The organism is Planomonospora alba, assembly GCF_039534085.1.
GTDB classification, from domain to species: Bacteria; Actinomycetota; Actinomycetes; order Streptosporangiales; family Streptosporangiaceae; genus Planomonospora_B; species Planomonospora_B alba.
In genome coordinates, this window is record NZ_BAAAUT010000023.1 from 42,605 (window position 1) to 55,324 (window position 12,720).

At 75.2% G+C, this 12,720-nt stretch carries 10 protein-coding genes; 3 read left to right on the forward strand and 7 right to left on the reverse strand.

The features are described from left to right. Positions 1–30: 30 nt before the first annotated feature. From rodA to ABD823_RS15705, 7 genes are all read right to left on the reverse strand, one after another. Positions 31–1,236, reverse strand: coding sequence for a rod shape-determining protein RodA (gene rodA, locus ABD823_RS15675; protein WP_344860148.1), 1,206 nt, complete (start codon positions 1,234–1,236; stop codon positions 31–33). Continuing rightward, positions 1,233–3,191, reverse strand: a complete 1,959-nt coding sequence (gene mrdA, locus ABD823_RS15680) for a penicillin-binding protein 2 (RefSeq protein WP_344860239.1) — start codon at positions 3,189–3,191, stop codon at positions 1,233–1,235. The genes rodA and mrdA overlap by 4 nt, the downstream gene beginning before the upstream one ends. Then, on the reverse strand, positions 3,073–3,759 hold the full coding sequence (locus tag ABD823_RS15685) for a rod shape-determining protein MreD (protein WP_344860150.1): 687 nt from the start codon (positions 3,757–3,759) through the stop codon (positions 3,073–3,075). Before ABD823_RS15685 ends, mrdA begins: the two co-directional genes overlap by 119 nt. Next, complete coding sequence (gene mreC, locus ABD823_RS15690; protein ID WP_344860152.1) at positions 3,749–4,573, reverse strand: rod shape-determining protein MreC; 825 nt, start codon at positions 4,571–4,573, stop codon at positions 3,749–3,751. Before mreC ends, ABD823_RS15685 begins: the two co-directional genes overlap by 11 nt. Before the next feature lie 57 nt (positions 4,574–4,630). Next, positions 4,631–5,659 (reverse strand): rod shape-determining protein, encoded by a 1,029-nt coding sequence (gene mreB / locus ABD823_RS15695; protein ID WP_425566617.1) that lies wholly within the window; start codon positions 5,657–5,659, stop codon positions 4,631–4,633. A gap of 292 nt (positions 5,660–5,951) precedes the next feature. Then, on the reverse strand, positions 5,952–7,202 hold the full coding sequence (locus tag ABD823_RS15700; RefSeq protein WP_344860153.1) for an NAD(P)/FAD-dependent oxidoreductase: 1,251 nt from the start codon (positions 7,200–7,202) through the stop codon (positions 5,952–5,954). Positions 7,203–7,354: 152 nt separating this feature from the next. Then, the gene (locus tag ABD823_RS15705; RefSeq protein ID WP_425566618.1) at positions 7,355–9,013 is read right to left on the reverse strand and encodes a PucR family transcriptional regulator; all 1,659 of its coding nucleotides are present in this window, start codon (positions 9,011–9,013) and stop codon (positions 7,355–7,357) included. Positions 9,014–9,321: 308 nt separating this feature from the next. Here ABD823_RS15705 and ABD823_RS15710 point away from each other — a divergent pair, with 308 nt between their 5' ends. Genes ABD823_RS15710 through ABD823_RS15720 form a run of 3 tightly spaced genes read left to right on the forward strand, consistent with a single transcriptional unit; the run spans position 9,322 to position 12,615 of the window. After that, positions 9,322–10,683: an ABC transporter substrate-binding protein gene (locus ABD823_RS15710; protein WP_344860156.1), complete on the forward strand. Its 1,362-nt coding sequence runs from the start codon at positions 9,322–9,324 to the stop codon at positions 10,681–10,683. Continuing rightward, positions 10,680–11,600: a carbohydrate ABC transporter permease gene (locus tag ABD823_RS15715; RefSeq protein ID WP_344860158.1), complete on the forward strand. Its 921-nt coding sequence runs from the start codon at positions 10,680–10,682 to the stop codon at positions 11,598–11,600. Before ABD823_RS15710 ends, ABD823_RS15715 begins: the two co-directional genes overlap by 4 nt. Before the next feature lie 13 nt (positions 11,601–11,613). Continuing rightward, a complete protein-coding gene (locus tag ABD823_RS15720; RefSeq protein WP_344860159.1) occupies positions 11,614–12,615 on the forward strand; it encodes a carbohydrate ABC transporter permease in 1,002 nt (333 codons plus the stop codon). The last annotated feature ends 105 nt before the right edge of the window (positions 12,616–12,720 follow it).

Sequence of the window (12,720 nt, forward strand, 5' to 3'; positions counted from 1 at the left end):
GCGCCCGGCGGGCCCCGGTAGGGCGGGCTGTCACAGGCGGTGGGCGTCCTGGCGGTGGATCGCGGCCAGCACGCCCACCGCGGCCAGGCAGACCGCCACCGACGAGCCGCCGTAGGAGACGAACGGGAGCGGGACCCCGACGACCGGGGCCAGGCCGACGACCATGCCGACGTTGACGAACGTCTGCACCGCCAGCCAGCACACGATCCCGGCCGCGGCCAGCGTCCCGTACGGCGAGGCCGCCCGTCCCGCGACGCGCAGGCCGCGCCGGAGCACGATCCAGAGCAGCAGCAGGATCAGCATGGTCCCCGCGAAGCCGAGCTCCTCGCCGGCCACGGTGAAGACGAAGTCGGTGTGCTGCTCGGGGACGAACCGCCCGCCGGTCTGGTCGCCCTGGAACAGCCCGCGCCCGAACAGGCCGCCGGAGCCGACCGTCACCAGCGCCTGGGCGGCGTTGTAGCCCGCCCCCTGCGGGTCGGCCGCCGGGTCGGTGAAGGTGAGCAGCCGCTGCACCTGGTGGGGGCGGAGCAGTTCCAGCCACCACGCCGCCGCCGCGGCCGCCGCCCCGGCGAGCGCCAGCAGGGCGATCCACCGCCACCGCACCCCCGCCACGACGAGCATGCACCCCGCCGTCACCGCGAGGATGGTGAAGGTGCCGAGATCCGGCTGGAGCATGACCAGGCCGAGCGGGACCGCCGCCAGGCCGAGCGCCAGCAGCACCTGCGGGCCGCGCGGCCGGCGCCCCCCGTCGGGAGGGTCCCCGAGCACGGCGGCCAGGCCGAGCACCAGCGCGAGCTTGGCGAACTCCGACGGCTGCACCCGGAGCCCGCCGAGGCCGAGCCACGACTGCGACCCGTTGACGGTCATGCCGAGCGGGGTGAGCACGGCCACCAGGCCCAGGCAGCTCAGCGCGTACAGCGGGGCGGTCCAGGCGCGCAGCGCGCCGTGGCCGGACAGCGCGAGCGCGGTCATCAGCGCCAGCCCGACGACGACGTTGGCGATCTGCCGCTTCAGGTACGCCTGCGGATCCTCCCCGGCGGCGACCAGCCGCGGCCGGGTGGCCGACCACACGAGCACCGCGCCGAGCAGGCAGAGCGCGACGGCGGCCGCGCAGAGCGCCCAGTCGAGGCGGGGGCGGCGGCCGAACGCCGGGCGGCCGGGACGGCCGAACGGCGGCCGCCCGCCGACCGGGCCGCGCAGCCGGAGCGGGCGCCGGCCGGGGGAGAGGGTGGTCACCTCGCCTCCCGGGTGAGGTCGGGCAGGCGCGCCGAGAGCCGCCCGCCGGGCAGCGCGGCGCGCCTGCCCTCCAGTCCGTAGATCCCCGACCAGATCTCCCGGGCCGCGGGCGCCGCGGCCTCGCCTCCCGATCCGCCCTCGGAGACCACGACGACCACCGCGAACCGGGGCTCGTCCGCCGGGGCGAACGAGGCGAACCAGGAGGTGTCCTTCTCCCCGTAGGCCTCGGCCGTGCCGGTCTTGCCCGCCACGGGCAGCTCGTCGAACGGGAACCCGGCGAAGGCGGCGGCGGCCGTACCGGAGCGGGGCACGTCGGCCAGGGCCTCGCGGATGGCGGAGAGCGTGCGCCCGGAGACGGGCAGGCGGCCCGTGGCCGGCGGGGTGATCGTGCGCACGACGCGCCCGTCGGCGTCCACCAGCGCCTTGCCGACGCGCGGGCTGTACAGGGTGCCGCCGTTGGCCAGGGCCGCGTACGCCCGGGCCAGCTGGAGCGGGGTGACCAGCACGTCGCCCTGGCCGATGGAGAGGTTGGCGGTGTCGCCGGCCGTCCACACGTGGCCGTGGGTGCAGTTCTCGGCGGCGATCGCCTTGAGGTAGGCGGCCCGGGCGGGATCGGTCCTGGCCGTCTCCGGGTAGCCGGTCCGGGCGTCGGCGCAGGTGCGCTCCCGGGTCCGCTCCCACCAGGAGCGCTTCCAGGCCCGGTCGGGCACCCTCCCGGCGGCCTCGCCCGGCAGGTCCACGCCGGTCGGCGCGCCGAAGCCGAACGCACGGGCCATGCGCTGCACGGGCTCGGCGGGCCTGCCGGAGCGCTCGTCCTCGCGCCACATCTCGTGGGCGAAGCGGTAGAAGATCGTGTCGCAGGAGACCACGAGGGCGCGGTGCAGGTCCATCGTGCCGTGGGCGACGCCGCCGAAGTTCCGGAAGGAGCGGTCGCCGATCCGGTACGACCCCGAGCAGTCGTAGCGCCCGTGGAAGTCGTGCCCGTCCGCCACCGCCGCGGCGGTGGAGACGACCTTCCAGGTGGAGGCGGGCGGCCACTGCCCCTGGATCGCGCGCGGCACCAGCGGGCTCCCGTGCCCGGCGCCGGTCAGCCGCTCGTAGTCGTCCTGCGCGATGCCGCCGGTCCACACGTCCGGGTCGTAGGAGGGGTGCCCGGCCATGGCGACGACGCGGCCGGTGCGGACGTCGAGGACCACCGCGGCGGCGGAGTCGGCCGGGGCGCCCCGCCCGCGGGCGCGTTCGACCGCGCGCTCCAGGGCCTTCTCCACCACCGCCTGCACCTTCGCGTCGATGCTGGTGACCAGGGTCGCACCGGCCTGCGGCCGCTGCTCGCGCAGGGTCCGCAGCACCTGCCCGGTGCTGTCGACGACGATCTCGCGGCTGCCGGCCCGGCCGCTCAGGTCGGCCTCGTAGCTCGCCTCCAGCCCGTCCCTGCCGACCAGGGAGGTGCCCCCGGCACCCCTGCCCGGGGTGTCGTCCGGGGCGAGGTAGCCCAGCAGGTGCGCGGCCAGGCCGCCCTGCGGGTACTCGCGGACCGGCTGCGGCACGGCCGCCACGCCGGGGAAGTCCTCCGGGCGCTCGACGATCTGCAGCGCGGTCCGCTCGGCGACGCCCTCCGCGACCGGGATCGGCTCGTACGGCGAGCCCGCCCAGCAGGGCCTGCCCGTCTCCGGGCCGCAGATCCGCAGCCGCCCGGAGAGCTCCGCCCGCGGCCGGCCGAGCACCCGCGCGAGCCGCTCCAGCACGGCGCGGCCGTCGTCGGGCAGCCTCCCCAGCGCGGCGCGGTCCACCGTGACCGTCATCGCGGTGCGGTTGCGCACCAGCGGCCGGCCCCGGTCATCGACGATCCGCCCCCGTACGGCCGGCAGGGTGATGCGGCGCACGTGCTCGGCGGCGGCGGCTCCGGCGTACCGGTCGCCGTCCAGGATCTGCACCTGCCACAGGCGGCAGGCCAGGACGAGGAAGAGCGAGGTCACGAGGACGTGGACGAGGAGGAGACGGAAGGGTGAAGGACGGCGTGAAAGGCTTCGCATCGGTCGTTCTCGGAACCGGTAGGTGGTCGGGGTCCCGGCGGCGCCGGGTGATCGGGAACCAGACGAGCGGGCTCGCGAGCAGGCCGTACGGCACGGCGAGCGGCAGCACGCGCGCGAGCGCGGCCGCCGGGACGCGCGGGTCGCCGAGCAGCGCGCCCAGCCCGGCATGGGCGAGCGAGCCGCCCAGCACGCCCAGGGTGAGTGCGGCGGGCGGGGGCAGCCGGCGCAGCAGGCCGCAGGCGTAGCCGGTCAGGCAGAGCACGAGCGCGTCGCGCCCCAGCGGGGGGACCGCGGGCGGGATCAGGCCGGCGGTCAGGCCGGTGGCGAAGCCGGTGAGCACGCCCGCGAGCGGGCCGCAGGCCCGGCCGGCGACCACGGCCACCAGGAGCGGCAGGTCCGGGACGACCCCGCCGGGCAGCGGGAGCCGCTCGACCAGCGTCACCTGGAGCAGCGGGGCCAGCAGCGCGGCGACGGCGAGCCTAGTCCGCACGGCCCGCCTCCCCGGACGCGGTGGCCGTCACCACGCCGACCACGTCGAGCGCGGTGAAGCGGACGGCGGGGCGGACCAGCGCGGTGCGGGTGAGCGGGTCCGTCGCCGGGTCGACCTTCACGACCGTGCCGATCGGGACGCCGGGCGGGTACGGCCGCGTCCCGCTCGACCCGAACGTCTCCACCCGCTGACCGGCCCGGAGCGGGGCGTCGGCGTCGAGCAGGCGGAGGCGGAGCAGGCCGTCGCCCGCCGCGCCCGTGCCCGTCACCACGCCGATCTCCCCGGAGCCGGCCACCCGGGCGCCGACGCTGGAGGCGGCGTCGACGGCGAGCAGGACCGTGCAGACGCCCGGACCGGCCTCGATCACCCGGCCCACCAGGCCGTCGGCGGTGACCACCGGCATGTCGGGCCGTACGCCGTCGCGGGTGCCGGCGTCGAGGGTCGCGCTGGCGCCGTAGCCGCGGTGGCCGCCGAGCGCGACCACCCGGGCGGTGACGAGGCCCCGGTGCGGGGCGGCGGCCCGGATCGCGTCCCGCCCGGCCGCGCGGCGGCGCGCGGCCCGCTCGGCCCACAGCTCGGCCGCGAGCCGGGTGTTCTGCTCCTCCAGCTCCCGGACGCGCTCGCGGGCGTCGCCGCCGGCCAGCGCCGACAGGGGGCGGCCCGCGGCGGCGAGCAGCTCGTCGGCCGGCCCCGCGGCGGTGGCCGCGGCGCCGCGCAGCGCGGCCGCGCCGGAGCGGACGTCGATCGTGATCAGTACGGCGGAGGCGATGACCAGCAGGCCGAGTACGAGCCGGGGGCGGTGCGCGAGTCGCATGTCCTTCCTCCTCCGTGCCGGGGGTGCGGGGGCGGGGGGTGCGCGGCGTCCGGCGGGTCAGTGGCGGGGCTCGGGGACCAGGACGCCCTGGAGCCGGTCGAACTCCTCGACGCAGCGGCCCGAGCCGAGCACCACCGAGTGGAGCGGGTTGTCCACCACGTGGATGGGCATGCCGGTGGCCTCGGCCAGGCGCCGGTCCAGCCCGCGCAGCAGCGCGCCGCCGCCGGTCAGCGCGATGCCGTTCTGCACCAGGTCGCCGGCGAGCTCCGGCGGGCACTGGTCCAGCGTCGTCTGGACGGCGTCGACGATCGCGTGCACGGGCTCCTCGATCGCCTCGCGGATCTCCGCCGACGAGACCATCACGGTCTTCGGCAGGCCGCTGACCAGATCGCGGCCCCGGATCTCGGCCTTGCGGTCCTCCTCGTACGGCCAGGCCGAGGCGATCGCGATCTTTATCTCCTCGGCGGTGCGCTCGCCCAGCAGCAGGGAGTGCTCCTTCTTGACGTAGGCGATGATCGCCTCGTCGAGCTCGTCGCCTCCGATCCGCAGGGAGCGGGCCGTCACGATGCCGCCGAGCGAGATCATGGCGACCTCGGTGGTGCCGCCGCCGATGTCGACGACCATGTTGCCGGTCGCCTCGTTCACCGGCAGCCCGGCGCCGATGGCCGCGGCCATCGGCTCCTCGATGATGTAGACCTTGCGCGCTCCGGCCTGGTAGCCGGCCTCCTTGACGGCGCGCTGCTCGACCCCGGTGGTGCCGCTGGGGATGGCCACCACGATGCGCGGCTGGGTGAGGTAGCGGCGGTGGTGGACCTTCTGGATGAAGTAGCGGAGCATCCGCTCGGCCACCTCGAGGTCGGTGATGACGCCGTCGGCGAGCGGGCGGATCGCGACGATGTGCCCGGGGGTGCGGCCGATCATCTGCTTGGCCTCGCTGCCCACCGCGACGATCTTCTCGGTGCGGGTGTTCACCGCGACGACCGAGGGCTCGTCGAGCACGATGCCGCGATCGCGGACGTAGACCAGGGTGTTGGCCGTGCCGAGATCCACTGCCATGTCACGGCCGAGAAAATCCAGGAAGCGCATCGCGTACAGCTCTCCAGGACGATCGAGGGGGCCGGGTGTTCCCCCTGCGAGGGGAAGGGGAAACCACAGGATCGGAGAAGATCCTATAACGGAATGATTCCGATGGTAAGGATCCCACCCCTGTACCGACCCTGACGTGTCGCGGTGCCGCCCCCGGATGCCGTCCCCGCGCACGGCCGCGCGCCCGCGGTCCCGGGCAGGCGGGACCGCGGGCGCGCGGATCACGGCTCCGCGGCCGGGCGCGCGGGAACGCGCCCGCGGCCGGGACCGTCCCGGCCACGGGTGCGCGCCCTCAGCGGAGGGGGTCGAAGGAGCGCAGGATCTCGGACCCCTTGCCGTTGACGATCCGCTCGGCGAGGGCGCGCCCGGTGACCGGGCCGTGGGTGAGGCCCCACATGCCGTGCCCGCCGGCGACGAACACCCCGGGCCTGCGCGTGGCCCCGACGAGGGGCATGCCGTCGGGGGTGACGGGGCGCGGGCCGACCCACACGTCGGTCATCTCCTCCCAGACGACACCGGTCAGCAGCGGCCGGGCGGAGGCGACGATCGCGTCGACGCGCTTGTGGTCCAGCGGGTCGTCGGGGCCGCGGAACTCCATCGTCCCCGCCACCCGCAGCCCGCCCTGGTACGGCGTGCAGGCCACCCGGACGGCGGGCAGGTAGACCGGCCCCGGGACGGGCCGCTCGGTCGGCACGGTGAAGGAGTAGCCCCGCCCGGCCCGCACCGGCACGCGCACCCCCCAGTCGCGGGCGAGCTCGTTCAGCCAGGCGCCGGTGGCCACCACGACGGCGTCGCCGCGGACCTGGTCGCCGGCGGCGGAGCGGACGGCGAGACCGCCGGAGGCGGCGTGCACCCCCGTCACCCGGAAGCCGGAGCGGATCTCGGCGCCGCGCGCGGCGACCGCGTCGGCCAGTGCCCGGGTGAAGGCCCCGGGGTCGACGTAGCGCTGCCGGTCCAGCCGGATCCCGGCCCGCACGCGCTGGGAGATCTGCGGCGCCTGCGCCCGGAGCCGGTCGCCGTCGAGCGCGGTGTACTCGATCGGCAGCCCGGCCCGGTCGATCCGGCGCAGCTCGTGCAGGAGCGCCACGGCCTGCCGCTCGGTCTCGAACGCGGCCGTGATCGGGGCGTCGACCGTGGGCGCGGTGATCCCGCCCGCGGCGAGCACGTCGAACGCCTCCAGGCACTCCTCGTTGAACGGCAGGTTGGCCCGGACGGCCCTGCCCCACGAACCCCAGGTGCAGTTCGCGGCGAACCTGGTCAGGAAGGACCACAGGGCGGGGTCCAGGGTGACGGGGACGTGCAGCGGGGCGCGCGGGTCGAGCAGGGAGCGCAGGCCGTACCGGAGGACGCCGGGTTCGTTCAGCGGGATGGCCAGCCCCGGCGAGAGCCAGCCGGCGTTCCCCCACGAGGCGCCCGCGGCGACCCCGTCGCGGTCCACCACGGTGACCTCCACCCCGTGCTCCTGCAGGAACCACGCGGTCGACAGCCCCACCACACCGGCGCCGACCACCACCGCCGTCCGCGGCCCACCGTCGATCCCCATCGATCCTCTCCTCGCTTCGCCACCGGCTCCGTCGCCGGTTCCCTGTGAGGAGGATCACCGCACCGGCGCGGGAACGGTCTGTCCGATCCGGACAATCGGGCGGGCGCGCGCTGTCCGGCGGCGACAAGGGGCCCGGGGGCGGGCCCGGGAGGTCAGGGCCGGTCGCCCTGCCCGGCCGCCAGGGCGATGATCATCGCCAGCCGCTTCTCCGGTCGGTCCAGTCGCAGGTCCGTGACCTCGGCCATCTTCCGGAGCCGGTACCTGACGGTGTTGGGGTGCACGCCCAGGCGCGCGGCCACGGCGGTCAGGTCCCCCTGCGCCTCCAGCCAGGCGCGCAGCGTCGCGATGTACCGGGTGCCGTGCTCGGCGTCGTGCCGGGTCAGTTCGGCGACGGGCCCCCGCGAGGGGACGCGCCCCGCCGCGGCGGCGGCCCGCAGGCGCTGGAGCAGGATCTCGTCCCACGACTCGTCGTAGACGACCGCCAGGGCCCCGCCGGGCCATGCCGCCCCCGGTGCCGCCCCCGGTGCGGCCCCCGGTGCGGCCCCCGGTGCGGCCCCCGGTGCGGCCCCCGGCGCGGCGACCGCTCCTGCCGGGGCGGGGAGCGCCTCCCGCGCCGAGGCCAGGGCGAGGCTCTCGTCGGCCTCCTGCCGCCCGGCGGGCAGCTGCGCGGGCCCCGCCGCCCCGCCGACGCCGGCGAGCACGGTGACCTGCCGGGGCAGGGCCTGCGCGGTCGCGGCGAGCCAGTCCCGGGCGGGCGCCGGGTCGGCCCCGCAGGGCAGCACGGTGTAGAGGGTGTTGCCGAACAGCGTGCTGCGCCCCGGACGCGCCCAGCCGAACCCCGTGGTCACGCGCTCGAAGGCCATCAGGACCGCGGCGTGCCGCTCCTCGCCGATGTGGGCCTGGAGCGCGATCACCCGGAACTGCCGGTCCTGCGGCAGTCCGAGCCTGCTGATCACGGCCGGGGCGTCAGCCGTGCCCTCCAGGAGCTGGAGGACCAGATCGGACTCCACCCGGCGCTCCAGGTCCGCGCCGACCCGGGAGCGGAGCAGGTGCAGCGCGACCGCGCGCGCCCCGTCGGCCAGCAGGGCCCGGCGCTCGTCGGGCGGCGGGCGCTCGCACTCGGCCCAGATGGATCCCAGCAGCTCGCGCCCGGCGCGTACGGCGGCCACCATCCTGCCCCGCAGGCCGTGCTCGGGGTCGGGCGCCACGAAGAGCGGCTCGTCGGAGGCCGCCAGGTGCGCGAAGACGCCCTTGCGCTCCAGCAGGCGGCGGGTGGTCTCCGGCACCCGCCTGCCCAGGATCGTCTCCAGCCGTACCGGGTCGGCGGTCTGCTGCGAGCCGGAGTAGGCCAGGACCCGCGACATCCGGTCCTCGATCGTCACCGGGCAGCCGACCTCGGCCGCGAGCATGTCCGCGAACGCGAACAGGTCCGCCGGTCCCCGGCCCGCCCCGCTCTCGCGGCCCTCCAGCACCAGGCCGTACACCACGCCGAAGAGCTGGCCCCAGGGCACGTCCGGCTCCACGAGCAGGACGGCGACGCCTCCGTCGCGGGCCTCGGCCAGCACGTCCCCGCCGGGCGGCGCGCTCCCGCGCGTCAGCACCGCGGCGGCCCGCGCCGCCCGCGCCAGGCGCACGGCCTCGGCGGCCGACTCCACGCCGACCGCCAGGAACACGTCGCCCGCGGCCGGGCGGGGGTCGGTCGGGTCGTGCACCACGACGCTGCGCAGCTCCACGTCCCGGGAGGCCGGGGCCGCGCACAGCCGCGCCCCGTAACCGCCGAGGACGTTCACCAGCCGGTCCAGTTTCAGCATCCGCCGCGCCCACCCGATCCACCGTGCCCGCGCGCCGATCCCGCCGGGCATGAGCGCAGGCTACCGCCGCAGGCGGGCGCTGGGCCGTACCGCGCCCCGGGTGAGCGGGTCGCCGGGCCCGCCGGGGCGGGCGTGCCCCGGGAAGGAGGGCCGCGTACGGCATGGAAGCGTGTTGTCAGGTTTTTGCGTAGTTCAGTCAAAGTATTGCTGAAAGTTGAAAGGATATGTATGTTTCTCGCAACCGGCCGGTGCGGCCGGGCTCCGATCTCACGGCTCGTCGTCGGGGGCAGGCCAGGAGGGAAGCACCCATGAGACCTCGTAACCTCGCGGTCCTGCTCGGCGCGGGTCTCGCGTTCTCCGCCGCGGCGTGCGGCGGCGATCCGGCCCCCGCCTCCCGGGGCGCGGCGGCGCCCGGCGGCGAGAAGCCGGTGACGATCACGGTCGCCTGCCAGCCGCCCCGGACCGACCAGCCCAACCGCAGGGCGTGGGACGAGGACGTCGCCGAGTTCCAGAGGCTCCATCCGCACATCACGGTCAAGAGCACCGACCAGCAGCCCTGCTACGACCCCAAGACCTTCGCCCCCAAGCTGGCCGCCGGCACGGTCGAGACCGTCTTCCGGGTACCCGTCACCGACGCCCCCGACGTCATCCGCCGCAGGCAGGCGCTCGACGTCACGCCGTACCTCGGCGAGATCAAGAACTACGGCGACCTGCCGGAGACCGCCACCGCGCCCTGGACGTCCGGCGGCGCCGTCTACGGCGTGCCCACCTCCGCCTACGCCGTCGGCCTGATCTACAACCGGGCGCTGTTCGCCAAGGCCGGCCTCGACCCGGACAGCCCGCCCCGCACCTGGGACGGGATCCGCGCGGCGGCCAAGAAGATCAGCGCGCTCGGCCCCGGCTACGTCGGCTACGGCGAGTACAGCGGGCAGAACACCGGCGGCTGGCACTTCGTCCAGGCCCTCTACGGCCGGGGCGGCGAGGCGGTCACCGCGGACGGCACGAAGGCCGCCTTCAACAGCCCCGAGGGCAGGGCCGTCCTGCAGTTCCTGAAGGACCTGCGCTGGACCGACGACAGCATGGGCACCAAGCTGATGGTCGGCTGGGAGTCCCTGATGATGGCCATGGGCAGCGGCAAGGTCGGCATGATGCTCGGCGCCCCGGACGCCGTCCCGGACATCGTCACCCGGTTCAAGGGCAGGATGGAGGACTACGGGATCACCACCTTCCCCGAGGCGAAGGCCACGCTGAGCGGCGGCGAGGGCTTCATGATCAACCCCAGGGCCACCCCCGAGGAGGCCAGGGCCGGCATGAAGTGGATCGACCACTACTGGCTCACCCCCGGGCGGGGCACCTTCGACTTCGAGCGGGGCAAGGCCATCGGCAACCCGGTCGGGCTCCCCGTCAACGTCGTCTTCGGCGACTCCCCGTCCGGCAGGGAGCTCGCCGAGCTGCAGCAGCGGTTCGCCTCGCTCCCGGTGCGGAACTTCGCCTCCTACACGGAGGGCGCCGGCGCCATCCCGCTCAAGGTGCAGCCGCCGAAGGCCCAGGAGATCTTCGCCGTCCTCGACGTGCCCATGTCGGCGGTGCTGAGCAGGCGGGACGCCGACATCGACCGGCTGCTGGCGGACGCCGAGGCGAAGGTCAACGCCCTGCTGGCGGCCGGATGACCGCGGCCGCGGCCGGCCCGCGGCGGCGCCCGCCGTCGCGGCCGGCCCTCCTCCGGAGCCTGCGGCGCAACCTCACCGCCTACGGCTTCATGTGCGCGGCGCTGGCGTGCTTCGTGCTGTTCGCCTGGTACCCGATGATCCGCGAGTTCCTGCTCTCCTTCCAGGAGACGAACTTCGTCGACCCGCCCCGGTGGGCGGGGCTGAAGAACTTCGAGACGGTGCTCGCGAACCCCTCGTTCGGGCAGGTCTGGCTCAACACCGCGGCGTTCACCGTGCTGGCGCTCGTCTTCGGGTACGCGGTGCCGTTCGTCGTCGCGCTCGTCCTCAACGAGCTGCGCCACGCCCGAGCCTATCTCCGGTTCGTGGTCTACCTGCCGGTCATGCTGCCGCCGGCCGTCGGCGTGCTGCTGTTCCGGTGGTTCTACGACCCCGGTCCCGGACTGTTCAACCAGATCCTGGAGCTGGTCGGCCTGCCCGGGCTGAGCTGGCTGGACTCCTCCGCCACCGCGCTGGTCTCCCTCGTCATCGTCTCCACCTGGATGAACCTCGGCAGCGGCACGCTCATCTACCTGGCCGCGCTGCAGAACATCCCGGGCGAGCTGTACGAGGCGGCGGAGCTGGACGGGGCCGGCTTCTTCCGGCGCATCCGGTACGTCACGATCCCGCAGACCAGGCTCGTGCTGCTGCTGATGCTCATGCTCCAGATCGTCGCGACCATGCAGGTCTTCATCGAGCCGTACCTGCTCACCGGGGGCGGGCCGGAGAACTCCACCATGACCGTCGCGATGCTGATGTACCAGTACGCGTTCACCTTCGGAGACTGGGGGGCCGGAGGCGCCCTCGGAATGATGCTCATGCTCGTACTGATGGTGTTCGCCGCCGTGCAGCTCCGGCTGACGCGGGACGACAGGGACTAGGGGAGAAGCCGCGATGCCGAACGCCGTCCTCCGCCCGGACCGCCCGGACCGCCCCGTCCCGGCCGCCGCGCCCCCGCCGCCGCCCGGCCGGCGGCGCGCGGCCGCACGCCGGACCGCCCGGCCGCGCGCGGCCCCCTCCCGGCCGTTCCGCACGATCGTCTCCCCGCACCGGCTCAACTCCCGCCGCGGCCGGATCGTCTACCGGGCCGTCCTGGCCACCGTGGTGACGGTCTTCACGCTCGTGTTCGTCTTCCCGCTCTACTGGATGGTCACCGGTGCCATGAAGACCGGGGAGGAGATCGCGCAGATCCCGCCGACGCTCTTCCCGGCCGATCCGAGCCTGGAGGCGTTCGCCGAGGCGTGGGAGCTGTTCGACCTGGGGGTGCTGCTGACGAACACCGCCTTCTACGCCGCCGGCGCGTGGCTGTTCGTCATGGCGGTCGACGTCGCGGCGGCCTTCGCGCTGTCCAAGCTGCGGCCGGTGTTCGGCGGCGTGATCCTGGGCGCCATGCTGGCCACGCTGATGATCCCGCCGATGGTGGTGCTGCTGCCGCTCTTCCTCACCGCCAAGAGCGTGCCGCTCCTCGGCTGGGACCTGCTCAACACCCCCTGGGCGATCTGGCTCCCGGCCGCGGCCAACGGGTTCAACATCTTCCTGCTCAAGCGCTTCTTCGACTCGATCCCCCGGGAGCTGGTCGAGGCCGCCGAGATCGACGGCGCCTCGCCCCTGCGGATCCTGCGCTCGGTCGTGATCCCGGTCTCCCGGCCGATCCTCGGCGTCGTGTCCATCTTCACCGTGGTGAACGTCTTCCGCGACTTCGTCTGGCCGCTCATGGTGCTCACCGAGAGCGACAAGATGACGATCAGCGTCGGTCTCTCCCAGGTCTCCAACCAGGTGACGCAGAACGCGCTCATGGCCGGGCTGGTGATCGCGAGCATCCCGACGGTCGTCGTGTTCTTCTTCTTCCAGCGGAGCATCATGGCCGGGCTGACCGCGGGCGGCCTCAAGGGCTGACCCGCCGCCCGGCCGGGGCGCCCGCCCGCCATGGCGCGGTCCACCGGCCCGCCCGCGCACCGGCCCGCCCGCGCACCGGGATCCGGCCTATGATCCGCCCACGCC

Excerpts from the sequence above, each read along its gene's own strand:
- mreC (WP_344860152.1), bottom strand. The coding sequence starts at position 4,573 with ATGCGACTCGCGCACCGCCCCCGGCTCGTACTCGGCCTGCTGGTCATC.
- mreB (WP_425566617.1), bottom strand. The coding sequence starts at position 5,659 with ATGCGCTTCCTGGATTTTCTCGGCCGTGACATGGCAGTGGATCTCGGC.
- ABD823_RS15700 (WP_344860153.1), bottom strand. The coding sequence starts at position 7,202 with ATGGGGATCGACGGTGGGCCGCGGACGGCGGTGGTGGTCGGCGCCGGT.
- ABD823_RS15705 (WP_425566618.1), bottom strand. The coding sequence starts at position 9,013 with ATGCTGAAACTGGACCGGCTGGTGAACGTCCTCGGCGGTTACGGGGCG.
- ABD823_RS15710 (WP_344860156.1), top strand. The coding sequence starts at position 9,322 with ATGAGACCTCGTAACCTCGCGGTCCTGCTCGGCGCGGGTCTCGCGTTC.
- ABD823_RS15715 (WP_344860158.1), top strand. The coding sequence starts at position 10,680 with ATGACCGCGGCCGCGGCCGGCCCGCGGCGGCGCCCGCCGTCGCGGCCG.
- ABD823_RS15720 (WP_344860159.1), top strand. The coding sequence starts at position 11,614 with ATGCCGAACGCCGTCCTCCGCCCGGACCGCCCGGACCGCCCCGTCCCG.